This is a genomic window from Niastella koreensis GR20-10, from assembly GCF_000246855.1.
Classification (GTDB): Bacteria; Bacteroidota; Bacteroidia; order Chitinophagales; family Chitinophagaceae; genus Niastella; species Niastella koreensis.
Genome location: NC_016609.1, coordinates 8,588,592 through 8,611,884 on the forward strand (window position 1 = coordinate 8,588,592; position 23,293 = coordinate 8,611,884).

The window sequence follows — 23,293 nt, forward strand, 5'->3', positions numbered from 1 at the left end:
ATTGTCAGTAAAACTAGCGGATGAGTTAATTACGTAGCGTAGATATCCTATCCAAATAAAATCAGTTTGGCACGCGGCGTGCTTTTGTATAGGCGTAAATCCATCCCTTATGAAAAAGACAATTGTCTTTACACTGGTTATGCAGTTAATTATTTACCTGCTGATCTTTTTAATAGCTTAGATTACCGTCCTGATGTTAAAGCGGTTTGGTCGTAAGACCGGACCGCTTTTTTAATTCCCCTCCCGGGAAAGCCTGTCCCGCCCTGCGGGAGGAAGGGGTGGGTTGTCAATTGACTATTGCAAATTGTCTGTTGATTTTAATGCTTCTCATATAAGTCAGGACGGCGTTCCCTGGTGCGCTGGATGGATTGTTCGTAGCGCCAGTCTTCCACTTTTTTAGGATCGCCGCTTAACAGGATCTCAGGCACTTTCCAGCCCCTGAAATCTGCCGGGCGGGTATAAACAGGGGGGGCGAGTATATTGTCTTGGAACGAGTCTGTAAGGGCCGAGGTTTCATCATTCAGCACGCCGGGCAATAACCGGCCAATGGCGTCTACCACAATGGCGGCAGCCAGCTCGCCGCCGCTTAATACATAATCACCAATGGAGATCTCCTTTGTAACAAAATGTTCGCGGATGCGCTGATCGATGCCTTTGTAGTGGCCGCAGATGATGATGAGATTTTCTTTTAACGACAATTGATTGGCGATCGTTTGTTTGAACCGTTCGCCGTCGGGGGTCATAAAAATAACTTCGTCGTAGGTACGGTCCTTCGACAGCGTTTCGATGGCGTTGGCCAGCGGTTCGCACATCATTACCATACCGGCGCCGCCACCATACTGGTAGTCATCCACCTGTCCGTACTCATTAACGGCCCATTGGCGCAGGTGATGCACGTGCACCTCCAGCAAGCCCTTGTCTTTGGCTCTTTTCATGATAGAATGCGAAAAAGGGCTCTCGAGTAATTCGGGTACAACGGTAATAATGTCAATACGCATAGCACAAAGATAATAAATACAAGCTGTAAGCTATAAGCAGTAAGCTGTAAGCAAATACAGGGCTAAAAGCCGAAAGGATAAAGCCTAAAGCAAAACACAGAACAAAGAACGGAGAACTCTGAACTGAAAACTCTGAACTGGGAACTATTCTTCTTCATCCATAAACCCATCCAGCTCTCTTCTGTCTTTTTTGGTGGGCCGCCCGATCTTACTGAGGCGTTTACCGGTATGAAAGCTCGAAGCCTGGAATTGTAACCGTTCCAGTTCTTCAGCCGGAGTAATATCGATGTAATATTTGATGGCTTCGCTGTGCGCAACCCGATTGTGTAATAAGCCTGCTACTTTAACCTTCCAGCGGCGTGCCTCCGTTTTTACTTCATATTCATCGCCCACATGTACCTGCCTGGACGCTTTTACCTGGTCGCCATTGAATTTCACTTTACCACTGTCACATGCTGTGGCCGCCATGGAACGTGTTTTAAATAAACGAATGGACCACAGGTATTTATCTATTCTAAGTTTTTCAGTTTTTTCTGTATTGCTACTCATAATTCCTCGTTTCTTCTACTTCAAAGATACAAAAAAGGCAGTAGGCCGCGACGGTTGTCCACTGCTTACTGCCTACTGAATCCCGATGGCTATCGGGAGCCCTCTGCCTTTTAAGAAGCAAAGTATTTATGAAAATAAGGGATCGTTTCAATGCCCTTATAAAAATTCACCAGGTCGAATTTTTCGTTGGGAGAGTGCAGGTTATCACTGTCCAGCCCAAAACCCATGAACACGATCTTAACGCCCAGTTCTTTTTCCAGGATAGAGCAGATGGGAATACTGCCGCCGCCACGAACGGGAATTGGCTTTTTGCCAAATGTAGTTTCAATAGCCCGGGCCGCAGCCTGGTAGGCTTTTGAATCGATGGGCGTCATATATGGTTCCCCACCATGCAGGTTATACGCTTCCACCGTAACGCCAACCGGCGCTATTTTGCGGAAGTACTGCAATAACATTTCCGTTATTTTTTCAGATGACTGGTTGGGTACCAGGCGCGCTGAGATTTTTGCATAGGCTTTTGAAGGCAGTACGGTTTTGGCGCCTTCGCCGGTATAACCACCCCAGATGCCGTTTATTTCAAGCGTTGGGCGAATGCCGGTGCGCTCGTTGGTGGTATAACCCTTTTCGCCCCACAGTTCTTTCACGCCCAGGTCGCTTTTATATTCATTTTCATCATAGGGAGCTTCCGCCATCAGCTTTCTTTCTGCAGGCGTTGACTCTACTACGTCATTATAAAATCCGGGGATGGTGATGTGGTTATTTTCATCGTGACAACTGGCGATCATTTTAGCCAGCATGGTGATGGGGTTGCCTACGGCGCCGCCATAGACGCCACTGTGCAGGTCGCGGTTGGCACCGGTTACCTCTACCTGGATGTAAGACAGGCCACGCACGCCAATATCTATGGAAGGATTTTCCATGCTGATCATGGAACTGTCGCTGATGAGGATCACATCGCATTTCAGCAGGTCTTTATGCGCGGCCACAAAATCAGCGAGGTTGGGAGAACCCACTTCTTCTTCACCCTCTATCAGGAACTTGATGTTATTTTGAAGCGAGTTGGTTTTAGACAATATTTCCAGGGCCTTCACGTGCATATAGAATTGCCCCTTATCATCGGCAGATCCCCGCGCATAAATGCGTCCGTCTTTGATCACCGGTTCAAACGGACCGCTGTGCCAAAGGTTTAACGGATCAGGAGGCTGCACATCATAGTGGCCATATACCAGTACGGTTGGTTTGGAGGGATCAACGATCTTTTCGGCATATACTACCGGGTGGCCGGCCGTTTCATACACTTTGGCCGAAGCAGCACCGGCTTCCAGCAACCGTTGTTGCACTTTTTCCGCACACTTTCTCATATCATCCTTATGGTCGCTGTTAGCGCTCACAGAAGGAATGCGTAACAATTCCAGTAATTCATCCAGGAAGCGATCTTTGTTCTTCTCCTGGTAATCTTTCCAGGCTTGCATAATCATGAGTTTATTTGAGTAATATGTTTCTTGAGAACCGGGAAGCGAATATATGGTTTTTTACGGGCTGGCGGGTAGTAAAGGATGAAAGGCAGAGGGCTCAACGCTATCAACTTCCCTGTTAACGTGTCAACATGTCAACTAACCTACAAACTATGCTTCTTATCCTTCACCACATTCTCCAGGCACCATTCAATCCTTTTCTCAAAAGGCCGTTTGCGAACAGTACAGTCGTCCTTGGTGCAAATACTGCACGAAAAATCCAGACAGGGATCAGTATGTACGAATAACTCAAACGCAGTACCGAATTCTCTTTTAATAAGACTGCCCAGTTCTTCTACTTCTTTATGCGCTTCCACCACATTCAGGTACCAGGGTACTGTAAGGTGGCAGTCGATATGAAACTGGCCGCCATATTTTATCACGCGCAGGTTGTGCAGATCGATCCAGTTGGTGCGGCGGTTGGCATTCAGCACGGCCAGCATTTTTTGCAGCAGTTCCTTATCGGCTTCATCCATAATCCCGGCAAGAGAATGCCGCAGGATCTGGTAACCGGTAACGATTATGATAAAAGCAAAAATGATAGCGGTTACACTATCCAGCCAGTTGAGGTGGGTAAAGCGGATCAATACCAGCCCCAGGATGATTCCCAGGGTAGAGTAGGTGTCTGTTTGCAGGTGTTTGCCACTGGCGGTAAGTGCGAGGGAATTGTTTTTCTTACCAATACGAATGCTGATAAACCCTACTACAAAGTTCACCAGTGCGGTAATGGCTACCAGGATAATACCACGATCGAGCTGTTTTAATTCGGTGGGATATATAAAATGAAGCACCGATTCGTATATGATCACCAAACCGGCAACAATGATCAGCGTGCCTTCCACGGCAGCCGATAAAAACTCGGCTTTACCATGACCGTAGGGGTGGTTCTCATCGCGGGGTAATGCGGCCACGTATAAACTATACAATCCGATAAAACCGGCAACTACATTCACCGTGCTTTCCAGCGCATCGGTTAAGATGGCTACCGATTGGGTTACCCAAAAAGCCACAATCTTAACAATGAACAGCAGCACGGCTACTGTTACCACCCATTTCTGTATTCGAAGATTTTCCCTACCCGAGTTCAATTCCTGTAGTTTGCGCGAAGGTAGATTTTTCAATTGGCAATAGACTACAGTCAATTGGTAAAATCCCAAATTTAATGGCCTGCTAATTGCATACCGGCAATTAGCTATTTATTGTCTATTGCGTATTGTCAATTGACAATTGTATTAACTAGCAGGCGCAGCTTCTTTTACCGCAGCATTTTTCTTCGTCATTAATTTGCGAATGGCTCTGAAGGCGCGATAGTAAAACTCTTTATTAAACAATTGGGAATCGTGCAATGCTTTGTAAATAAGGAACAGTCCAATAGGCAATAATACGGCGGTGGCCAGCCACATCCCTGCGGCGGGTTGCAACACATCTTCCTTCACAAACTTTTTTCCAAAGTTGTTCAACAGGAAAAAGATCACAAAGAACACCACGGCAAATACCACCGGAGTTCCAATACCGCCCTTGCGCACAATAGAGCCCAGTGGTGCACCAATGAGGAACAATACCAGTACCGCTATGGACATAGTGATCTTTTCGTGGTAGGTCATCAATGTCAGGCGCAGTTCTTTTCGTTTGCCATCGTAATCCCAGGATGGCCCCTCGATGCTGTTTTTAGCATAACCGGCATAGGCATTGGTTTCGTCCAGCACCTTCTGTTTTACAGCAACAGGCGTAGCGTCGGTCTTGTGCACTTTTAAGCTATCGGGCAACAGGTCCAGGAAGGTTTTGGCGCCCTTTTTAATGGGCGGCGCTTTTATATCAACCCAGCCGGTATCGAAGTATTTGGAAAAACCCAGGTAACCCTGGAGTTCGCGGGTGTCGCGCTCCTGAAATTTCTTCAGGTTTTTATCAAGCGAGTCAACATTCTTGCTCAGCTGCCGCGTACTTAACATTTCATAGCGGTCTTTATAGGTGCTGTCGTTGGTGCGGGTTAATGCCAGCGAACTAAGGTCCAGTACTTTTTTATATTCTTTAAAGCCAAGGCGGATAAAATCGGTTTGGTTGCCATAACGGTTACCACGTTCTTCATAGCGCCAGCCATTGTACAGGGTAAATTCCAGGAAGCGCTTGTCGGCCGAAATACGCATGATGCCTTTTTCCGCAGCCACGATATTGTCCTGGGGACCGGTGCTGGTTTCGTATATGATCACATTTTGTAAAATGGTATCATGTACTTTTTTCGATACTTTGATGGCGTAGTCGGGAATGGTGGTATAGAATACGCCTTCTTTCAGGTCGAAGGCCGGTTTTTTATTTACGAGGTCGTAGTGCAGGGTTTTCATGCGCAGGTTGGCTACCGGAATAACGTAGTTGTTGAACAGGAAAGCCATGCCCGAAAGCAGGGCGGCCACTACGGTTAAGGGTAACATGAAGCGCAACAGGCCAATACCGGCCGATTTGATGGCTACCAGTTCAAAGGTTTCGCCCAGGTTGCCAAAGGTCATGATGGAAGAAAGCAGGATGGCCAGTGGTAAGGCCAGGGGAACCAGCGTGGCGCTCAGGTACAGCACCAGGCGCAGCATGGTATAGGTGTCAATACCCTTGCCTACAAAGTCATCGATCCACAGCCAGAAGAATTGCAGGATCAGCACGAACAGGGTAAGGAAAAAGGTTGCGATAAAAGGTCCGATAAATGATCGCAAAACCAATATGTCGAGTTTTTTTATCACGGGTATTAGTTCAATGTTTTTGGCTTCGTTGCCGCGACGGCTCGTTGCCTCGCTGCCTTGTTGCCTTTATGCCTTATTTTTATAAAATGGACGTCGCAAAAATACAGCTTTCAACAGAGGAATTATCGCTGGTACAAAATGCTCACTGGCTTTTAACAAAGAATACAATTATTGAAAAAGTGTACGCTTTGTTTGGGGAGGTGGCCCACCTTGTGCGCGACGACTTTAATGCAAACCCGGCTGATTTATTGCCTGAAGTGCTGATTCCTTCGCCCAAGATCTCAAGAGGGGAGAATTACGGGGGATTACCCTGGGTAATGCTGGATTATCCGCGTTTATTCAACCGCCAGGACACATTTGCCATCCGTACCCTCTTCTGGTGGGGTAATTTTTTCAGTGTAACCCTGCACCTGAAGGGGCAATACAAACAGCAATTCCAGCAAAACCTGCTTAATAACTTACCGTTACTGGCAAGCAGGCAATTTTACTTATGTGTAAGTGGAGATGAATGGCGTCACGAATTTGAAGAAGACAATTACAAGCCGCTTACCCAAATGAATTCAACTGCAGTAGAAGAAATTCTGCTGGCTAATGATTTTTGCAAGCTTTCCGCCAAAATTTCACTTCCTCAATGGAATCGGTCAAAAGAATTAATAATTGATCTATACGAAACAATTGTTACCTCTATAGGTCATTAATTACCGAGCCGGTGAAACAGGTCTTTTACCTGGTAGCCCCACAACTGACTTTGGTCTTTTACCTCCCCCTTATCTGCAAAATCTTTGATCACAAGGATGGTCTGATTCGTTACTTCTGACTTCTCGATTCTAAATTCGAAATATTCTTCTTTGGGCGCGTGCAACCAGTGAAACCTGATAAATTTCTCTTCTTCACTTTCCATCACTTCTGCCTTATCGGTAGTTCCGTTCCAGGAAAAACTAAAAACATTATCCCGTTCGTCTACTTTATCGGCAAACCACTCCTGCAAACCGGCAGGCGTACTAAGGAACTCGTATAAAATGGAAGGAGAACATCTTACCGGATACTCTAACGTAAATATGTGTTTCTTACTCATCTAACCCTTGTATTGATCTTTTTTGCAAGTTGCAATGGTGCAATTATAGAAAAATAAAACAACCCTCAAAATTTTTTTTTGTATAAATGGGGTAAAAAGTGCCTAAAAATGAACAAATAAGCAAAAAAAATTCATATAACTGACTACCAGCAGGTTACGAATTATTTTGATAAAAATGAGCAGAATGGGTATATTAGGTGGATAGTTTTTTAATAACAAAATGCTTGTTCATATAACAAATTCGACAGGTATTTCGTTTTTTTTAAACCATTGACCGTTATTAACCTAAAAAACCCTTTAAAATGTCCTACCTATGAGTATGCGGCAACTCAAGATCACGAAATCAATTACGAATCGTGAATCTCAGAGCCTTGAAAAGTACTTGCAGGAAATCGGAAAAGTTGAATTGATCAGTCCCGAAGAAGAAGTTAAGCTAGCGGGCTTGATCAAGCAAGGTAATCAAGCAGCCCTTGACAAACTAACGAAAGCCAACTTAAGGTTCGTTGTATCCGTAGCCAAGCAGTATCAAAACCAAGGTCTTTCACTACCAGACCTCATCAACGAGGGTAATTTGGGTCTCATTAAAGCAGCGCAGCGTTTTGATGAAACCCGTGGTTTCAAATTCATTTCTTACGCCGTATGGTGGATTCGCCAAAGCATTCTTCAGGCATTAGCTGAACAATCGCGTATTGTAAGGCTTCCATTGAACAAAGTAGGGTTAACCAACAAAATTCAGAAAGCGTTCTCCCAGCTTGAACAGGAGTTCGAACGCGAACCCTCGCCCGAAGAGCTGGCCGAACTACTGGAGCTCGAAACCGAAGAAGTATCTGCCACCCTGGGCATTGCTGCCCGGCACGTAAGCATGGATACGCCACTGTCTGAAGGGGAAGACAATACCCTGGTAGATGTGTTGGTAAATCCCAATGCTGAGTATGCAAATACCAACATCGAGCACACGGAGTCGCTTAAACAGGAAATTGAGCGCTCCATGAAAATGCTAACCGAACGGCAAAAAGAGGTAATCTGCTATTTCTTTGGATTGGGTGTTGATCACCCCATGAGCCTGGAAGACATCGGGGAGAAATTTAACCTCACCCGCGAACGGGTTCGCCAAATCAAAGACAAAGCAATTACCAAACTGCGCACCAATTCGCGTTCAAAGGCCCTGCGGGGATATTTGGGCGTTTAACATTAAAAACTTAGCCTGGCAAAAGAAACTTTACACAACAAAATTTACTTCCTGTAAATTTGCAGTCCATAAAGTGAATATAACTTGAGGGTATATTCACTTTTTTGTTTTTAACCCTTTGGTTCCTCCAGGGGTCTAATTATGCGAAAAACAGGAAGTTATGTTTGAAAATCTTACCGACCGGCTTGAATCGGCCCTAAAACAGATAAAAGGTGAAGGCCGGATCACCGAACTGAATATTGCTGCTACCGTAAAAGACATTCGCCGCGCCCTGGTAGATGCGGACGTGAACTATAAAATTGCCAAGGATTTTACCGACCGGGTAAAGGACAAAGCCCTGGGTGAGAAGGTATTAACTGCTGTAAGCCCCGGCCAGCTGATGGTGAAGATCGTAAAAGACGAGCTGGTTGACCTCATGGGCGGCAGCGAAAGCGAGTTCAACGCCAAAGGCAACCCCGCCGTTATTCTTATCGCCGGTTTACAGGGTTCCGGTAAAACCACTTTCAGTGCCAAACTGGCCAACTTTCTCAAAACAAGAGGCCGGCTTTCCCCCATGCTAGTGGCAGCGGATATTTACCGTCCGGCGGCCATTGACCAGTTAAAAGTGCTGGGCGAACAAATTCAGGTTGACGTTTACAGCGAACCCGAGAATAAGAATGCGGTGCAGATAGCCTCCAATGCCATCAAGGAAGCCCGCAGCAAAAATAAAAATGTGGTTATCATCGATACCGCCGGCCGCCTGGCCATCGATGAGGCGATGATGACCGAAGTGGCCAATGTAAAATCGGCTGTTAACCCCAACGAGATCCTGTTTGTGGTTGACTCCATGACCGGTCAGGATGCCGTAAACACCGCAAAAGCGTTTAATGATCGCCTTGATTTTACCGGTGTGGTGCTCACCAAGCTCGATGGTGATACCCGCGGTGGCGCCGCCCTTTCCATCAAATACACGGTTCAAAAACCCATCAAGTTTGTAAGCAGCGGCGAAAAGCTCGATACGCTCGATGTGTTCTACCCCGAACGTATGGCCCAGCGTATTCTGGGTATGGGTGATATTACCACCCTGGTTGAAAAGGCGCAACAACAGTTCGACGAAGAACAGGCCCGCAAACTGGAGAAGAAGATCCGCAAGAACCAGTTCAACTTCGAAGACTTTAAACAACAGCTGGAGCAGATAAAAAAGATGGGTAATATCAAAGACCTGTTGGGCATGATCCCCGGGGTTGGTAAAGCCATCAAGGACATCGACATCAGCGACGACGCCTTCAAGGGTATTGAAGCCATGATCAACTCTATGACCAAACAGGAAAGAGAAGACCCCGATCTGATAAATATGGGCCGCAAACAGCGTATTGCCAAAGGTTCAGGAAAAGGGCTTGACGAGGTAAATGCCTTTTTGAAACAGTTTGAGCAAATGAAACAGATGATGAAAATGATGAATAAAATGCCGATGGGACGGATGGGAATGAAGCGGTAGAAAAATATTTTTCAGCGTGAAATTGGGGATCTATCAGCTTGTTTACCAGGTAACTTATCAACAATTTCACGCGTATTTTATTCAGAATGACGGCATGATAAAAGACAAAAATTTCTTCTGAATTATTAAATTTGGAAAAATCAGGTCGATTGCTATTTTTGCAATCGTTATAATGGAAAGTAACCCTATTTGTTAAGCATTTAAATTTCTATTTAAGATGCCAGTTAAAATCAGACTGCAACGCCATGGGTCTAAAAAAAGACCATTTTATTTCATCGTAGTGGCCGATGCACGCTCTCCGCGTGATGGAAAGTTTATCCAGAAGTTGGGTACTTACAACCCTCTTACAGTTCCTGCAACAATTCAGTTGGATCGCCAGAAAGCCTTAGATTGGCTGCATAAAGGCGCTCAACCTACTGATACTGTGCGCAGAATTCTGTCGTACAAGGGTGTACTGTACCTGAAACATTTGTTGCGTGGTGTTAAACTGGGCCTCTTTGACGAAGCTACCGCTATGGAGAAATTCCAGAAGTGGCATGCTGAGCACGAGGTGCAGGTTAAAAAACGCCAGGAGACAAATGCCAGGGAAAGAAGGCCGCGCAGAGGCGGTGCTGGTGCTCCCCCGGTTAGACCGCGCAGAGGAGAATAAGCTACGCAGTATAGCTAACTGTCAACTTGTTAAATCCCGTTGAGGTTCATCCTTAACGGGATTTTTTTCTTGGCCTCCTCCATTAGGGATGGAAGAAATTTGGGCTGTGATCTTTAAAGGGTCGCAGCCCATTTTTTTGCCCAACACAGCCTTGATTTTGGATCGACTAACGGGGACCAAATAAGGTGCTCACAGGGACATAACAGGGATAAAATCCCTTTGAGGTCCCTGTTTGGTCCCTGTTATGTCCCTGTGAGGTCCCTGTTATGTCAGGAAGAGATCAGGTACGGTTTCACAAAATACCGGCCATTGCTGCAGAGGCTATTATTTACCAATACTATTGCGCTAGAACCTGATGTACAAAAATCCCGGCCCTGGCATTGCCGGTTGGCCGCTGAAAAGTTACCTTTGCGGCCTTATGACCAACTACAACAGCATTGGAAAAATAGTGGCCACATTCGGAGTGAAGGGAGAAGTAGTGTTGCAACATCAGCTAGGGAAAAAGACCTCGTTAAAAGGGCTGGAGTCAGTTTTTATTGAGGAGAAGAAAGATGAAATGCTGCCATATTTCCTGGAAGGCGCCCGCATAAAGAACGATGACGAATTATTTCTGAAGTTCGAGGGAATCAATACCAAAGAGGCGGCCCATAAACTGATGCAAAAACGGGTTTGGCTGCCACAGGAGGAGTTTGAGAAATATGTTTCCAAATCGGCTCCCATAATGCTGTTGGGTTATCATATCATTAATGAAGGAACCGATCTGGGCGAAATACTCGAGATCATTGAACAACCGCATCAGCTCCTTTGCAGGATCGATCTAAAGGGCAAGGAAGCCCTGATTCCCGTGCATGAGGACTTTCTGTTGAAAATAGATAAGAAGAAGAAACAGGTGCATGTAGAGCTGCCTGAGGGGCTGTTGGATATTTATAGTTAGTTGACGAGTTAACACGTTGACACGTTAACAAGTTAATTAGGTGAAAAGAGTGGTTAGGGTGAATAAAGTGGAAGGTTGATAGCGTTGACGGAGTTGACAGGGTTGATAAAGGGAATACAGAATACTGGAAAAAGCCTAAAAGTTAAAGGCTAAAGCCAAAACCCGGAAGTGTATTTGCTTTAAGCTTTTGGCTTTCTGCTTGCAGCTTGTGGCTTGCAGCGGTTTCCCCACAGTCACTGCCGTTCATTGTCTGCCTTCTGCCGTTTGCCGTTTGCCAATTCCACCACTGCCTATTGCCTTTAAAACATTCTCAATCTGCACAAAATGCCGCTGATGATGCGCAATGATGAACCCAAACACGTCGCCCATTTTTAGTTTAAGCAGGGGCGTAATAGATACCGGGATACGGATCCGATTGATGTTCACCTCTTTGGCTTTAAGAAGCAATTGCACCAATTCAATTTCCTGCTGTTCAAATTCCTGTAATACATTCATGGCATCAAGGGTGGGGGCCGGGTTGTGGTTCTTTAGCGTTTTCATTTTACCGGTAATGGTGCCATCAGCTTTGGGACGCATGCTGTTGGTAAAATAGCCACCCAGCCAGCCGGGGGCAAAATATTCAGTGGACGTACCGTTGTAGGTCTTTATTGCCTTTTGCAATTGGGGCAGGTAAAAACGGCCATAGGTGTTCAGGTGCTCTATCACCTGGGCTACGCTCCAGCGGCCAGGTTCAGGTTGTTGCACGAGTATGTTAGCCGGTAATTGTTTCAGCTGCGCCAACCGCCCCATGATCTGTTGGGTGTCGGTTTGCATGGTTTCAAGAAAGGTAATTGCCTGAACTTTTTTCATATCACAAAGCTACCGGCCCTTTTATTTAAAAATCTTGGCGCCCGCCAACATTTATTACGACCGCAACCTGGCCGCAAACCGTTTGCCGTTTGCCGATTTTATTCAATCCGAACAGTCGCCATAAGCTTACTAAAGGTAGTGGCATCCATTCCAATATAAGATGCCAGGTATTTATGGGGGATCAGTTGCAATACGTGCGGACTGCGTTTAAGCAGGGTCCTGAATTTTTCTTCAGCGTTGTAGGTGAGTAATTCCACATGGCGCTCCAGCAGGCCCATCAAAGCAAAGGAGGTAAAACGGTTAATCAGTTTTTCAATGTTGCGGTGTTTTTCCATCAACTGCTGCAACTGGGTATGGGTGGTGCGCAACAGGGTGCTGGCAGTTAATGTTTCCAGAAAATACCTGGAAGGCAACTGGGTAAGAAGGGAATCGGCAATTCCGGAAAAGCAGTACGGATAAGTGAATACCAGCGTGGCCTCCCGCTCGGCGTCGAGAAAAAAGGCGCGTTGAATGCCTTCCAGCACAAAATACAGATAGCGTTCGGTTTCACCGGCTGCAGTCAACGTAGCTTTTCTTTTATACTGATGTAGCTGCCAGATACCGGCGAAATCCTGCCATTCCTCGTCGCTAAGGGGCTGCATGGTGAAAAGATGCTTTTTTAATTGTTCCAGGCCTTTTTCCAAGGGAGGTATTTTCTGTAAAATTAAAAATGAGGAATGAGAAATGAAGAATTAGAAAAGGAAAGAAAGGCAAATATTGAGCTTTCAGCTTTCTGCCTTCAGCTTTCAGCTGTTTTCGTAAATTCGCAATCGATCCATCGTTTACAATGATTCCCAATGAGTGTACAACGCATCATAGCACACTTCGATTTAGACGCATTCTTCGTTTCAGTTGAATGCCTTAACAATCCTTCGTTAAAAGGGGTGCCATTGATCGTTGGCGGGCGTGAGCGGGGTGTGGTAGCGGCCTGTAGTTATGAAGCCCGCAAATATGGCATTCATTCCGCCATGCCTATGAAAACAGCCATGCGGTTATGTCCCCATGCTACGGTGGTAAAAGGCACCCGCGGTGAGTACAGCCGTTTTTCGCGCTGGGTTACCGACATCATCGCCGCCAAAGCACCGCTGTTTGAAAAAGCTTCTATCGACGAATTTTATCTTGACCTAACGGGGATGGATAAATACTTCAACCCGTATCAATGGACCATCGACCTGCGGCAGGAGATCATTGATAAAACCGGTTTGCCCATTTCATTTGGACTGGCGGCCAATAAAATGGTGGCCAAAATTGCTACCGACGAAGCCAAACCAAATGGCTACCTGCACATTGCCTTTGGCCGCGAAAAAGATTTCCTGGCGCCCTTAAAAGTGAACAAAATACCGGGCGTGGGTGACAACACTTTTCAGGCCCTGCGCGACCTGGGTATTGAAACCATCGAAAATCTGGCTGCATACCCCATTGAAATACTGGAGAACAGATTTGGCAAATACGGTGCCGATCTGTGGCATAAAGCGCATGGAATGCATCAGGGTGAAGTGGTTCCCTATCACGAAGCAAAATCCATTTCTACCGAAAGCACTTTTGAAGAAAACATCCTCGATCTTGAACGCCTGATGAACGAACTGGTACGGATGACAGAACGCGTGGCTTATGAGCTTCGTCAGGATAATAAAATGGCCGGCTGTATTGCGGTGAAAATACGCTATCCCGATTTTGAAACAACCTCCCGCCAAACCAGTATTGACTACACATTTTATGACGACGAATTCATTCCCAAGGCTAAAGACCTGTTTCACAAGCTGTACCGGAAAGGCCAGCCGGTGAGATTGTTGGGCGTACGGTTGAGTGAATTGGTTGATGAAGCAGTGCAGACAAATTTGTTCAGTGATGTTGAAAAAAAGACCGAGCTTTATAAGGCTATCGATGATGTAAAAAACCGGTTCGGCACAAAATCCCTGACCAAGGCCGCCGGGAAGTAATAATTTATTAATAATCCAATATTTTATCGCGGTTCCTGCCCACATGGTGGTATTTTTTACCGGGAAAACAAAAATTTAAATATAAGTCTACTTTATGAGTAGGATTTGTATCTTCGTCCTCTATAAAAATGTTAGCCATCGTGTTAACGATCATTAATATTCATTTTATCAACCTTAAATACTTTAGTATATGAGTTTAAGATTAGGCGACATCGCTCCTAACTTCCAGGCTAAGACCACTGCCGGTGATATTGATTTTTATGAATTCCTTGGTAATGGCTGGGGTATCCTGTTTTCTCACCCTGCTGACTATACACCTGTTTGTACTACCGAATTAGGTAAAACTGCTTTATTGCAGGACGAATTTGCAAAACGCAATGTAAAAGTACTGGCAGTTAGTGTTGACGGGCTTGATAAACACGTGGGTTGGGTAAAGGACATCAACGAAACACAAAATGTTACCGTTGGTTTCCCTATCATCGCTGATGAAGACAGAAACGTGGCTACTCTGTACGATATGATCCACCCCAATGCTTCTGAAACATTTACAGTACGTTCACTGTTCGTGATAGGACCCGATAAAAAGGTAAAACTGATGATCACCTATCCTGCATCTACTGGTAGAAACTTCTACGAAGTTTTACGTGTGGTTGATTCTCTGCAACTGACCGCCAATTACAGCGTAGCCACACCGGCTGACTGGAAAGAAGGTGAAGATGTAATTGTGGTTCCTGCAGTTTCTACTGATGATGCCATTAAGAAATTCCCTAAAGGTGTAAAGGTGGTAAAACCTTACCTGCGCTATACGCCTCAGCCGAACAAATAAGATTGATAAAGACATATCGATATCTGTACGGTCCTCCCGGTCACATCGGGAGGATTGTTGTTTTAAGCCTGTTCACCAGGCTTGTATTTTTCTTTGAATATTCTGGCGGGATTAGCATACATAAAAGCAATGCTTTTTTTGAAATCTGATCTGATGTTAGGAGTAAGATGGTGTAACCATGCAGGATCTTTTTCCTGTTTGAAATAAGCATACAATGCCAACGCGTAACCCCATTCGCGTTGTTTCAGGTAACCAAGGGTGCTATGGCCACGCACCGAAAAATTTTTGATCTCCCTGAATGCACAGTTGGCATTAAACACCCCAATGCCAAAGATAACCGTGGTTAAATCGGTCAATGATTCATCGTTAAATGCAACCTGCTTTTCGCCCAGGAGTTTTATATGGGCAAATTCATGGGCAATGGTGGCAACCAGTTTTTCAGGGTCATTTAAATTATACTTTTCAATAAACACATCGTATTTGCCGGCTGCATTCTTCCCAAAGTATAACCCGGCTGTTAAGGGTACCTCGCTGGTATCATCTGGTTGGGTAAATATGCTGATGCCGATATCGCTTTGTATTTCCTGCACGCTTTCATTATACAATTCAAGGTTGATGGTTTGCAGGTCAATATCCATTTGGCGGGCAACGATGTGGGCGGTTTGAATAAATGAATCGTGCGAGCCATCATATGGAATAGGGAAATGTTCAGTGGTTGGAAAAAGCATGGGTTTTGTTAACTGATTGTTTTGTCCAAACTCCTGCACCAGCCAAACAAAGGCCTGCTCCATCCACAGACGGGTGCCGGTGTCGATGGGGCACTCAGGATTCTTTTTTGAGAAGAGGCCAAACATAGTACCAGAAAGGTTTATATGCTTAAAGTTACATATATCGTTTTGCCTGTACAAATACGATAAACTGCCTAACCAGTAGCCCTAAGCTATTTAAATAGCTTATCTTTCATTAAAACTCATACCATGAGAAAACTACTGCTTGGGCTGTTTATCTGTAGCCCTGTACTGCTGCTTGCACAGCGCACCATTCTGCATTGTGGCAAGCTGATAGATGTAACCAAAGGTCAGGTACTCACTGAATATTCTATCATAGTAGATGGCAATACCATCACGGAGGTGCAGGCAGGTTATACCAAACCGGCGGGTACTGATAAAGTGATCGATCTTAAAAACAAAACCGTTCTTCCCGGTCTCATCGATTGTCATGTGCATATGGAACATGAAACCAGCCCCACCAGGTACCAGGAGGTGTTTACATACAACCCCGCCGATTATGCTTTTCAATCGGTGGTATTTGCTGAACGAACGCTGATGGCGGGTTTTACCGCGGTGCGCGACCTGGGCGGCACCGGCGTAAATATTTCACTTCGTAATGCGATCAATAAAAAACTGATTAAAGGGCCCCGCATTTATACAGCAGGTAAAGCCATTGCCACAACGGGCGGGCATGCAGACCCTACCAATGGCTTCAGAGACGATCTGATGGGCGATCCGGGCCCGGAGGCCGGCGTGGTAAATGGCGCTGATGAATGCCGGAAGGCCGTAAGGCAGCGGTATAAAGAGGGGAGTGATGTAATAAAGATAACAGCGAGCGGCGGCGTTTTAAGCGTTGCCAAAAGCGGGGAAAACCCACAGTTTACTGAAGACGAGATAAAGGCCATTGTTGAAACTGCGCATGATTATGGGTATAAAGTGGCGGCACACTGCCATGGCGCCGAAGCCATGAAAAGAGCGGTAAGAGCAGGCGTGAACAGTATAGAACATGGCACGCTGATGGATGATGAGGTAATGCAGTTGATGAAACAGCATGGTACTTATTTTGTGCCTACCATTACCGCCGGAAGATCGGTGGCCGACTCCGCCAGGAAACCTGGTTATTACCCGGCACTGGTTACACCCAAAGCTTTGGCCATAGGGCCTAAGATCCAAAGCACCTTTGCCAAAGCCTATAAGGCAGGCGTGAAGATCGCCTTTGGTACCGACGCCGGCGTGTATGCACATGGAAAGAACTGGATGGAATTTGTTTATATGACCGAAGTAGGGATGCCGCCGATGGAAGCCATTCAATCGGCCACCGTTTCAGCCGCTGATCTGATTGGGGTAAGCGATAAAATAGGCAGTATTGAAAAAGGGAAGCTGGCTGATATTATTGCGGTAGACGGAGATCCGTTAAAAGACATTCAGTTGATGGGGAAGGTGTCTTTTGTTATGAAAGATGGAGTGGTATTCAAATAGTTGACGGGTTGAAAAGTTGACGGGTTAACAAGGTCGTAATAACTTGTTAACCCATCAACGTGTTAACTTTTCAACTCTTATGCATTCTTTCTTAATTGTTGTAATAACGCCCGCATGTCCTTAGGCATTTCTGCTTCAAGATCATACACATTCCCTTCCATATCGGTGAAACGTAAACGTTGGGCGTGCAGACCGGTTCTGGCAAGAATGGGTCTTTCTTCTTCCTCGTTCTTGCTGAGTTTATAGTTGCGTTTAAACGAAGATATTTTTATTGGTAAGCCATCACCATATAATTCATCACAAACCAGGGGATGACCTACGTATTGCATGTGTACCCTTATCTGGTGGGTACGGCCGGTATGAATGCGGAATTGCAGCAGGGAGAATTTGCCAAAATCCTCCAGCACTTCATAATCGGTAATGGCTGGTTTACCCCGTTGGTGAATGATCATGATGCCTCTTCTCACCGTGTTCTCGGCAATAGGGGCCTCGATCGTTTTTTGTTTTTCGGCCAGGGTGCCAGCCACAATGCCCTGGTAATATTTCTCAACCGTTCTTTCTTCAAAAGCCTGTGACAGGTATTTATGCGTTTCGGCGTCCTTGGCAAATACAATGATGCCGCTGGTTTCGCGGTCGAGCCGGTGAACGGTGAATATTTCTCCGTATTTCTGTTGTAAGATATCCTTGAGGGAAATTTCTTTTCCTTCACGATCGGGAATGCTTAATAATCCCGGCGGTTTATTGATGACTATAAAATGATCGTTCTCTGCAATGATCTCCAATGATGCTTTAACCACGAGTAGCGTTTTTGTTTTTTGTATAAGAGGCGTTCAGGTATTTCAACAGGCGTACTTCTTTTTCGGTCAGGAAACGCCATTTGCCTCTGTCTACATTTTTCTTGGTAAGGTTGGCATACATTACACGGTCGAGGTTGCGCACATCGTAGCCCATGTGTTCAAAGATGCGGCGAACGATGCGGTTTTTTCCGCTGTGGATCTCGATCCCGATAACGCTTTTGTCTTTTGAATCGGCATATGCCATGGAGTCGGGTGAAATAATGCCATCTTCCAGTGTAACACCGCTCAGTATGGTTTCAAAGTCTTTTTTGGTGAGGGGCTTGTCGAGCTTTACTTCGTAGATCTTTTTTATCTCGTAGCTGGGGTGCGATAATTTTTGCGCCAGCTCGCCATCATTGGTGAGTAACAGTACACCGGTGGTGTTTCTGTCTAACCGGCCTATGGGGTATACCCGTTCTTCGGTAGCGTTGCGGAGGATGTCCATTACCGTTTTTCTGCCTTGCGGATCTTCGGTAGTAGTGATAAAATCTTTGGGTTTGTTAAGCAGTATGTAAACGAGGTTGCGGCGGATGAACAGCTTTTTGCCATTCACTTTAATATCGTCTTTATCGCTTACTTTATGACCAGGCTCTGTCACCTTTGCGCCGTTCACAATTACTTTGCCCGATTTTACCAGGTCGGCTGCATCGCGGCGGGAACAGATGCCGGAGTGAGCGATGAATTTATTGAGCGGCATAGAGGCCCCCTCCCGGCCTCCTCCGCCAGCTGGCGGAGCGAAGCTGGCAGCCTCGCTCTTATTTTCCTGCCCTTTGTTTTTTCCTGCTTGTGGCTTGGGGCTTGCGATTTTGCTTGCAGTTTGCGGCTTGGAGCTTGCAGCTTTAGGTTTGAATCCTAATGCTTCAGGCGTCCTTCCTGTAGCTTTTGGCTTAAAGCTTTCGCCTTTGTGCGTCCTGCCTTCGGCTGTTCTGCTTGTTTTCTTGTTGCCTGTATTGCTGTCGGCTTTTGGTTTAAAGCTTTCGGTTTTCGGCTTGAAACTTGAAACCTGACCCTGTTGCCTTGTATCCTGAGTCTTGTTTTTAAAATCCTGTCTACCTCTTTCAGACTGAAAACCACCGGCTTGTCCCTGGGCTCTTGCTTCCCGGGCTTCCTGTTTCTTCTTTTCGAAGTATTCTTTGGTTTCCTGGCGGACCTTTTTCTTTTCCTGACGGATGCGTTCTTTCTTTTTGGCGCCGCTGTCGCCTTTACCCATAAATTTCTTAAAACCTTGTGCCATTGTGTAGTAGTTTGCTGTTTTCCAACAGTAGTGAGCGGCAAAGGTACAAAATAAAAAGCTCTCCCGGTTAATACCGGGAGAGCCCTCATTAAGTCTGGAATTTTTATGATTGAACAGGTTTTCCATACCTGTGATTTTTCTTCAGTTCCTGGAATTTATTCCATTGGTCGGGGGTAAGGATCGATTTCATACTTGCCTCCTGTTGATCCTTTTGGACTCTGTATAATGCTTTCTTTTTATCGTCAGGGGTTGATTTATCATCATGAATCGCCTTCATTTTCTGCATGCTTTCATCGAAACTCTTTTGAATAGCGGCTGATTGGTCATCAGTCAGGTTCAGCTCTTTCTTCATTCTATCCATACGTTTTTCCCTATCCTGGCCGAAGCGGTTATGATGTTCTTTATGCATTTTTTTCAGCGTGGCCTTTTGGTCATCTGTAAGTACTTTGTCCACTTTTTCATGATGGTCTTTGCGGATAGTGGCCATCTTACTCTTCCATTCGGTAACGGTTATCTTGTCCTCACTCTTTTTAAGATCGGTCATTTGTTGTTTGAAGTCATCATTGATGGCTTTCATTTCGGTCTTTTGATTATCGGTGAGGTTCAGTTGCGCCAGGGCTTCGCCGTGGTGCCGGTGCATGGGTGGGCGATCGGGGCTTACTGATTGATCCTGAGCACACGCTGTTGTAGCTACAAAAGCGGCCAACGCCATTCCTATAAATACCTTTTTCATATTTTCTGATTTTACTGTTTAGATGCCGGTTGAGGGGTGAACCCTCTGGCAGGGTTTGTTAAATAATCGCTTTAAGGTAAATAGACGGCTGGCAGGCCTGCAGGTTTAACGGGGGTAAGAAAATCTTCGTAGATGGAGGGTTTTTGGGATGGGCGGTTTATTAAGTTAATGCGTTAACAGTTGAAGGTTTTCGGATTTAAAGTTTAGGTTAATAGGTTCTTAAGTTATTAGGTTCATAAGTTAACCGGAGCGTCTGATACCCAAGAACTCAATAACGTAAGAACTTAATAACTGCTACAATATTAAATATCAGCTATTAAGTTCCCAGATATCACAAGCCATTATAATTGATCCTTATTCGCTAACTGCCCACAGGCAGCATCAATGTCTTTACCACGGCTGCGGCGGAGGCGGGCGTTTACGCGGTTGCGTTCGAGATAGGCCATGAATTGATTGACCGTATCTTCTTCGGGCTTTTCAAAACGGGCGGCATCGATGGGGTTGTATTCAATAATATTCACGAGGTCTGCAGGCACCTGGCGGTATATTTTAATTAGTTCATCGGCATCCTTTAAACTGTCGTTAAAATCCTTGAAGAGGATGTACTCAAAAGTGATCTCGCTCTCAGTTTTCTTGTAGAAGTAATTCAGTGCTTCGATCAATGCCTTGAGGTTATTGGTCTCGTTAATGGGCATGATCTCATTACGTTTTGCATCATTGGCTGCGTGCAGCGAAAGCGCGAGTTTGAACCGCACCTGGTCATCACCCAGCTGTTTGATCATTTTGGCCACCCCGGCGGTAGATACGGTGATACGGCGGGGGCTCATACCCAGTCCTTCGGGCGAGGTAATGCGCTCGATGGCATGCATTACATTCTTATAATTGAGCAGGGGTTCGCCCATGCCCATGAACACGATATTGCTGAGTTTTTTATTATACACCCGTTCGCTTTGCTGGTTAATGAGCACTACTTCATCATAGATCTCATCAAACTCCAGGTTGCGTTTGCGGTCCATATAGCCGGTAGCGCAGAACTTGCAACTGAGCGAACAACCTATCTGTGACGACACACAAGCCGTTTTACGCTCGTCTGTTGGGATCAGCACACCTTCAACCAGGTGACCGTCTGTGCTGCGGAAACGCGATTTAATAGTGCCATCGGCGGAGTATTGGGTGGCATCTACAGTTAAAGCGGGCAATGAGAAGTTTTCAGCCAGTTTAGCGCGCAACTCCTTGCTGAGGTTGGTCATGGCCTCAAAAGAATGCGCCTGTTTGAGCCACAGCCATTCATACACCTGTTTGGCGCGGAATTTCTTCTCGCCCAATGTTTCAAAATATTGTTCCAGTTCACTGAGGCTCAGCTGCCTGATATTCTTATGCACCGTTTTTAACATGCCGCAAAGATACAACGACCGGGGCGGATTAGCTAACCAGCCCGGTCGTTGATAGGTAGTAATATGTATGTCAATGGGTTTTACACGCCAATACGGCTTGTTTTTAGCAAAACCTTAGTTTTTAGGCTCGGGAAACGTGGTGAGCGTGGTGGTGGGTTTTGCTGCGGGATGCTTTGAAAAATAGTCAAGGGTTACGGTAGTATCGGCCTTTAAAGACACGTGTTCATACTCATGCATCAGTTTGTTCAAAAGGATTGACAATTCTACCGGTTCTTTTTCAGACCCATACACAGTGCTTTTTATAAGCTTGCCACCGGCTTCAATGGCTACCGCACGGGTTTGTGCATCGGTATATCCTGCGCGATAAAATTCCTGCAGGGAATCGAGCGGCAGTTTATTGATCTGGTTAAGAATGGACTCATATTCGGCCGCGCTTAATTTACCACGGGAGCCTCCTTTTGGATCGGCAAACCGGTCGCCATAAAAAGTGAAGTTGCGGGCTGAATCTATTTCAAAATACATAGACGGACAGGTACCAAAACACGCGCCGCTGGCAAAGTAGATGGCAGATGGCTTTACGGTATTTTTCTTTTCGATCTTTTTAAGCGCGATCGTTTCTGCAGGAATACCATCGGTAGAGTCTGAGAACAATACCAGCGAGTCGTTGGTAAGCTTCAGAATGGTGTACTGATATTTTTGCTGGTATTTGTCCTGGGGGGCGCTTTGAATAAATAACGTATCATTTTTGATCGTATACTTAAGGTTGTTACCCCAGGGCTGGCTGTTGGTGCAAACAGAATCTTCAAAGCTGATGAACCGGCTGCGGGCATGAAAGTCATTTTTAATAGCTCCCTGCCAGTCACCCTTAAGGGAAGTGGTTTCGGCGGTGATCTGTTTTTGCTGCTGGCATGCAAAGAAAAGACCGGCAACAAGTAAATACATGGTTGGTTTCATAACGGAACGATTTGATGTAGGATGCACTGTTTTAGGATTTTTCATAAATGGGGGCGAAAATATGGTTATTTAGTTTGCTTACCATGAAGGCCGGCCTCTGCTATCTAAAATAAGTTGCGTTGTAGGAAAGGCAGCCGGGTGTTGTGAAAAGTACGCTTCGGTGACGGTGCTATCGGGACGCAACGATATATTTTTGTATGCATCTACCAGTTTGAAAAGTAATAGGGTAAGTTCTGGCGGCGCACTATTACTACGTCTATACGATCTACTTGTTATCAGCTTTCCTTCCCATTCAATGGCCATGCCCAGTGTGGCGTCATCAACATCTCCCATATATTTTTCCTTCAACATACTTATGGGCAGTTTATTGATTAAGGTAAGAATGGCAGCGTAATCGGCCTCGCTTATTTTGCCATGAAAGCCGCCCAGGTAAGCAAACTTTAAGTTTACTTTACCAAAAAAGCTGAAATTGCGAGCCGAGTCTATTTTTATATACATTTCAGGGCAACTACCATAACAAATGCCACTGGCAAAGTAAATAGCAGTTGGCTTAATGGTGTTTTGTTGTGTGATCCTTGCCATCGCCATTCTATTACTTTTATAATAACCATTGGGATAGGGAGATAACAATACCAGGGAATCGTTTGTGAATTTCACGATCGGAAATTGAATAGCTCTACTATATTCACTCTGGGGGTCGCGATTAATAAAAAGTGTATCGCGGTTGACGGTATAGCTTTGATGATGGCTTAGGAACAGGTCGCCGATGCCTATTGAATCGTCAAAGCTCATCCATCGGTAGTGAAATTCGTTTTTATCGTATGGACTTATACTTACTTCCTTCCATCCGCCAATAATAGACGGAGTTGCAGGTGTAGTAGGAGTAGAAGGGGTAGAAGAAGCCGTGGCAACAGTAAGTTGTTTTGGTTGATGGCAGGCCAGGAAAAGAAAACCAATAATCAGATAAAGGGTTTGTTTCATAGGGAAGGGTTGATATAAACTGCTCAGTTTTAAGGTTTTTAACAAAGAGAAACGAAAATATAGTTATTTACGGTTCCCATCTGTTTTAATGGATAATCTTTTGTTTACCAATTGAATTCTTTACAATTACTTTGCGTTCGCTCAAAC

General features: G+C 45.4%; 23 protein-coding genes and 1 pseudogene. 9 read left to right on the forward strand and 15 right to left on the reverse strand.

What is annotated here, in order from left to right; all coding sequences use genetic code 11:
* Positions 1-317: 317 nt before the first annotated feature.
* The 5 genes from trmD to NIAKO_RS34610 all read right to left on the reverse strand — a co-directional run bounded on the left by trmD (position 318) and on the right by NIAKO_RS34610 (position 5,760).
* Positions 318-998, reverse strand: coding sequence for a tRNA (guanosine(37)-N1)-methyltransferase TrmD (gene trmD, locus NIAKO_RS34590; protein ID WP_014223158.1), 681 nt, complete (start codon positions 996-998; stop codon positions 318-320).
* 144 nt (positions 999-1,142) lie between these two features.
* Positions 1,143-1,547, reverse strand: coding sequence for an RNA-binding S4 domain-containing protein (locus NIAKO_RS34595; protein WP_014223159.1), 405 nt, complete (start codon positions 1,545-1,547; stop codon positions 1,143-1,145).
* Between the two features lie 110 nt (positions 1,548-1,657).
* Positions 1,658-3,019: a dipeptidase gene (locus tag NIAKO_RS34600; protein ID WP_014223160.1), complete on the reverse strand. Its 1,362-nt coding sequence runs from the start codon at positions 3,017-3,019 to the stop codon at positions 1,658-1,660.
* Between the two features lie 146 nt (positions 3,020-3,165).
* The gene (locus NIAKO_RS34605) at positions 3,166-4,182 is read right to left on the reverse strand and encodes a cation diffusion facilitator family transporter (protein ID WP_242675413.1); all 1,017 of its coding nucleotides are present in this window, start codon (positions 4,180-4,182) and stop codon (positions 3,166-3,168) included.
* 111 nt (positions 4,183-4,293) lie between these two features.
* Positions 4,294-5,760 (reverse strand): LptF/LptG family permease, encoded by a 1,467-nt coding sequence (locus NIAKO_RS34610; protein WP_242675414.1) that lies wholly within the window; start codon positions 5,758-5,760, stop codon positions 4,294-4,296.
* Positions 5,761-5,873: 113 nt separating this feature from the next.
* Between NIAKO_RS34610 and NIAKO_RS34615 the strand changes: the two genes are divergently transcribed.
* Positions 5,874-6,485 carry a hypothetical protein gene (locus NIAKO_RS34615; RefSeq protein WP_041347642.1) on the forward strand — a complete coding sequence of 204 codons (612 nt, stop codon included), beginning with the start codon at positions 5,874-5,876 and terminating at the stop codon, positions 6,483-6,485.
* Here the strand turns inward: NIAKO_RS34615 and NIAKO_RS34620 are convergent.
* Positions 6,482-6,862: an START-like domain-containing protein gene (locus tag NIAKO_RS34620; protein ID WP_014223164.1), complete on the reverse strand. Its 381-nt coding sequence runs from the start codon at positions 6,860-6,862 to the stop codon at positions 6,482-6,484. The two genes, NIAKO_RS34615 and NIAKO_RS34620, sit on opposite strands and share 4 nt — an antisense overlap.
* A 319-nt stretch (positions 6,863-7,181) precedes the next feature.
* On the opposite strand from NIAKO_RS34620, the gene NIAKO_RS34625 reads away from it, so the two are divergent.
* The 5 genes and pseudogenes from NIAKO_RS34625 to rimM all read left to right on the forward strand — a co-directional run bounded on the left by NIAKO_RS34625 (position 7,182) and on the right by rimM (position 11,111).
* A complete protein-coding gene (locus NIAKO_RS34625; RefSeq protein WP_041349882.1) occupies positions 7,182-8,051 on the forward strand; it encodes a sigma-70 family RNA polymerase sigma factor in 870 nt (289 codons plus the stop codon).
* Between the two features lie 160 nt (positions 8,052-8,211).
* Positions 8,212-9,528 (forward strand): signal recognition particle protein, encoded by a 1,317-nt coding sequence (ffh, locus tag NIAKO_RS34630; RefSeq protein ID WP_014223166.1) that lies wholly within the window; start codon positions 8,212-8,214, stop codon positions 9,526-9,528.
* Between the two features lie 217 nt (positions 9,529-9,745).
* A pseudogene (gene rpsP, locus NIAKO_RS39885) lies at positions 9,746-9,922 on the forward strand (30S ribosomal protein S16); the annotation flags it as partial.
* 30 nt (positions 9,923-9,952) lie between these two features.
* Positions 9,953-10,177 carry a hypothetical protein gene (locus NIAKO_RS39890; RefSeq protein WP_394334979.1) on the forward strand — a complete coding sequence of 75 codons (225 nt, stop codon included), beginning with the start codon at positions 9,953-9,955 and terminating at the stop codon, positions 10,175-10,177.
* Positions 10,178-10,595: 418 nt separating this feature from the next.
* Positions 10,596-11,111, forward strand: a complete 516-nt coding sequence (rimM, locus tag NIAKO_RS34640; RefSeq protein ID WP_041349886.1) for a ribosome maturation factor RimM — start codon at positions 10,596-10,598, stop codon at positions 11,109-11,111.
* 243 nt (positions 11,112-11,354) lie between these two features.
* Here rimM and NIAKO_RS34645 read toward each other — a convergent pair whose 3' ends face one another.
* Entirely contained in the window at positions 11,355-11,960 is a 606-nt protein-coding gene (locus NIAKO_RS34645) for a DinB family protein (RefSeq protein WP_014223169.1), read from the reverse strand.
* 98 nt (positions 11,961-12,058) lie between these two features.
* Positions 12,059-12,643, reverse strand: coding sequence for a Crp/Fnr family transcriptional regulator (locus NIAKO_RS34650; protein WP_014223170.1), 585 nt, complete (start codon positions 12,641-12,643; stop codon positions 12,059-12,061).
* A 153-nt stretch (positions 12,644-12,796) separates the two neighbouring features.
* On the opposite strand from NIAKO_RS34650, the gene dinB reads away from it, so the two are divergent.
* Together dinB and NIAKO_RS34660 are read left to right on the forward strand one after the other, a co-directional pair.
* Positions 12,797-13,939, forward strand: coding sequence for a DNA polymerase IV (dinB, locus tag NIAKO_RS34655; protein ID WP_014223171.1), 1,143 nt, complete (start codon positions 12,797-12,799; stop codon positions 13,937-13,939).
* Between the two features lie 190 nt (positions 13,940-14,129).
* The gene (locus NIAKO_RS34660) at positions 14,130-14,765 is read left to right on the forward strand and encodes a peroxiredoxin (protein ID WP_014223173.1); all 636 of its coding nucleotides are present in this window, start codon (positions 14,130-14,132) and stop codon (positions 14,763-14,765) included.
* 62 nt (positions 14,766-14,827) lie between these two features.
* On the opposite strand, the gene NIAKO_RS34665 is transcribed toward NIAKO_RS34660, so the two are convergent.
* Positions 14,828-15,619 carry a hypothetical protein gene (locus NIAKO_RS34665; protein WP_014223174.1) on the reverse strand — a complete coding sequence of 264 codons (792 nt, stop codon included), beginning with the start codon at positions 15,617-15,619 and terminating at the stop codon, positions 14,828-14,830.
* Positions 15,620-15,742: 123 nt separating this feature from the next.
* Here NIAKO_RS34665 and NIAKO_RS34670 point away from each other — a divergent pair, with 123 nt between their 5' ends.
* Complete coding sequence (locus NIAKO_RS34670) at positions 15,743-17,014, forward strand: metal-dependent hydrolase family protein (RefSeq protein WP_014223175.1); 1,272 nt, start codon at positions 15,743-15,745, stop codon at positions 17,012-17,014.
* A 77-nt stretch (positions 17,015-17,091) separates the two neighbouring features.
* Here the strand turns inward: NIAKO_RS34670 and NIAKO_RS34675 are convergent, their stop codons facing one another.
* The 6 genes from NIAKO_RS34675 to NIAKO_RS34700 all read right to left on the reverse strand — a co-directional run bounded on the left by NIAKO_RS34675 (position 17,092) and on the right by NIAKO_RS34700 (position 23,146).
* Positions 17,092-17,811, reverse strand: coding sequence for an RluA family pseudouridine synthase (locus NIAKO_RS34675; RefSeq protein ID WP_014223176.1), 720 nt, complete (start codon positions 17,809-17,811; stop codon positions 17,092-17,094).
* Positions 17,804-19,084: a pseudouridine synthase gene (locus NIAKO_RS39500; RefSeq protein WP_242675415.1), complete on the reverse strand. Its 1,281-nt coding sequence runs from the start codon at positions 19,082-19,084 to the stop codon at positions 17,804-17,806. The genes NIAKO_RS34675 and NIAKO_RS39500 overlap by 8 nt, the downstream gene beginning before the upstream one ends.
* 103 nt (positions 19,085-19,187) lie before the next feature.
* Positions 19,188-19,817: a hypothetical protein gene (locus NIAKO_RS34685; RefSeq protein ID WP_014223178.1), complete on the reverse strand. Its 630-nt coding sequence runs from the start codon at positions 19,815-19,817 to the stop codon at positions 19,188-19,190.
* 341 nt (positions 19,818-20,158) lie between these two features.
* Positions 20,159-21,211, reverse strand: a complete 1,053-nt coding sequence (rlmN, locus tag NIAKO_RS34690; RefSeq protein WP_014223179.1) for a dual-specificity RNA methyltransferase RlmN — start codon at positions 21,209-21,211, stop codon at positions 20,159-20,161.
* Positions 21,212-21,325: 114 nt separating this feature from the next.
* Positions 21,326-22,165: a DUF6438 domain-containing protein gene (locus NIAKO_RS34695; protein WP_014223180.1), complete on the reverse strand. Its 840-nt coding sequence runs from the start codon at positions 22,163-22,165 to the stop codon at positions 21,326-21,328.
* Between the two features lie 78 nt (positions 22,166-22,243).
* Positions 22,244-23,146, reverse strand: a complete 903-nt coding sequence (locus NIAKO_RS34700; protein WP_014223181.1) for a DUF6438 domain-containing protein — start codon at positions 23,144-23,146, stop codon at positions 22,244-22,246.
* Between the last annotated feature and the right edge of the window lie 147 nt (positions 23,147-23,293).

Bases quoted from the DNA above. Each gene is read 5' to 3' on its own strand.
- NIAKO_RS34665 (WP_014223174.1), bottom strand. From the start codon at position 15,619: ATGTTTGGCCTCTTCTCAAAAAAGAATCCTGAGTGCCCCATCGACACC.
- NIAKO_RS34670 (WP_014223175.1), top strand. From the start codon at position 15,743: ATGAGAAAACTACTGCTTGGGCTGTTTATCTGTAGCCCTGTACTGCTG.
- NIAKO_RS34685 (WP_014223178.1), bottom strand. From the start codon at position 19,817: ATGAAAAAGGTATTTATAGGAATGGCGTTGGCCGCTTTTGTAGCTACA.
- NIAKO_RS34660 (WP_014223173.1), top strand. From the start codon at position 14,130: ATGAGTTTAAGATTAGGCGACATCGCTCCTAACTTCCAGGCTAAGACC.
- NIAKO_RS34625 (WP_041349882.1), top strand. From the start codon at position 7,182: ATGCGGCAACTCAAGATCACGAAATCAATTACGAATCGTGAATCTCAG.
- NIAKO_RS34620 (WP_014223164.1), bottom strand. From the start codon at position 6,862: ATGAGTAAGAAACACATATTTACGTTAGAGTATCCGGTAAGATGTTCT.
- dinB (WP_014223171.1), top strand. From the start codon at position 12,797: ATGAGTGTACAACGCATCATAGCACACTTCGATTTAGACGCATTCTTC.
- NIAKO_RS34600 (WP_014223160.1), bottom strand. From the start codon at position 3,019: ATGCAAGCCTGGAAAGATTACCAGGAGAAGAACAAAGATCGCTTCCTG.
- ffh (WP_014223166.1), top strand. From the start codon at position 8,212: ATGTTTGAAAATCTTACCGACCGGCTTGAATCGGCCCTAAAACAGATA.
- NIAKO_RS34595 (WP_014223159.1), bottom strand. From the start codon at position 1,547: ATGAGTAGCAATACAGAAAAAACTGAAAAACTTAGAATAGATAAATAC.
- NIAKO_RS34700 (WP_014223181.1), bottom strand. From the start codon at position 23,146: ATGAAACAAACCCTTTATCTGATTATTGGTTTTCTTTTCCTGGCCTGC.
- trmD (WP_014223158.1), bottom strand. From the start codon at position 998: ATGCGTATTGACATTATTACCGTTGTACCCGAATTACTCGAGAGCCCT.
- NIAKO_RS34645 (WP_014223169.1), bottom strand. From the start codon at position 11,960: ATGAAAAAAGTTCAGGCAATTACCTTTCTTGAAACCATGCAAACCGAC.
- NIAKO_RS34695 (WP_014223180.1), bottom strand. From the start codon at position 22,165: ATGAAACCAACCATGTATTTACTTGTTGCCGGTCTTTTCTTTGCATGC.
- NIAKO_RS39500 (WP_242675415.1), bottom strand. From the start codon at position 19,084: ATGGCACAAGGTTTTAAGAAATTTATGGGTAAAGGCGACAGCGGCGCC.
- NIAKO_RS34615 (WP_041347642.1), top strand. From the start codon at position 5,874: ATGGACGTCGCAAAAATACAGCTTTCAACAGAGGAATTATCGCTGGTA.
- rlmN (WP_014223179.1), bottom strand. From the start codon at position 21,211: ATGTTAAAAACGGTGCATAAGAATATCAGGCAGCTGAGCCTCAGTGAA.
- rimM (WP_041349886.1), top strand. From the start codon at position 10,596: ATGACCAACTACAACAGCATTGGAAAAATAGTGGCCACATTCGGAGTG.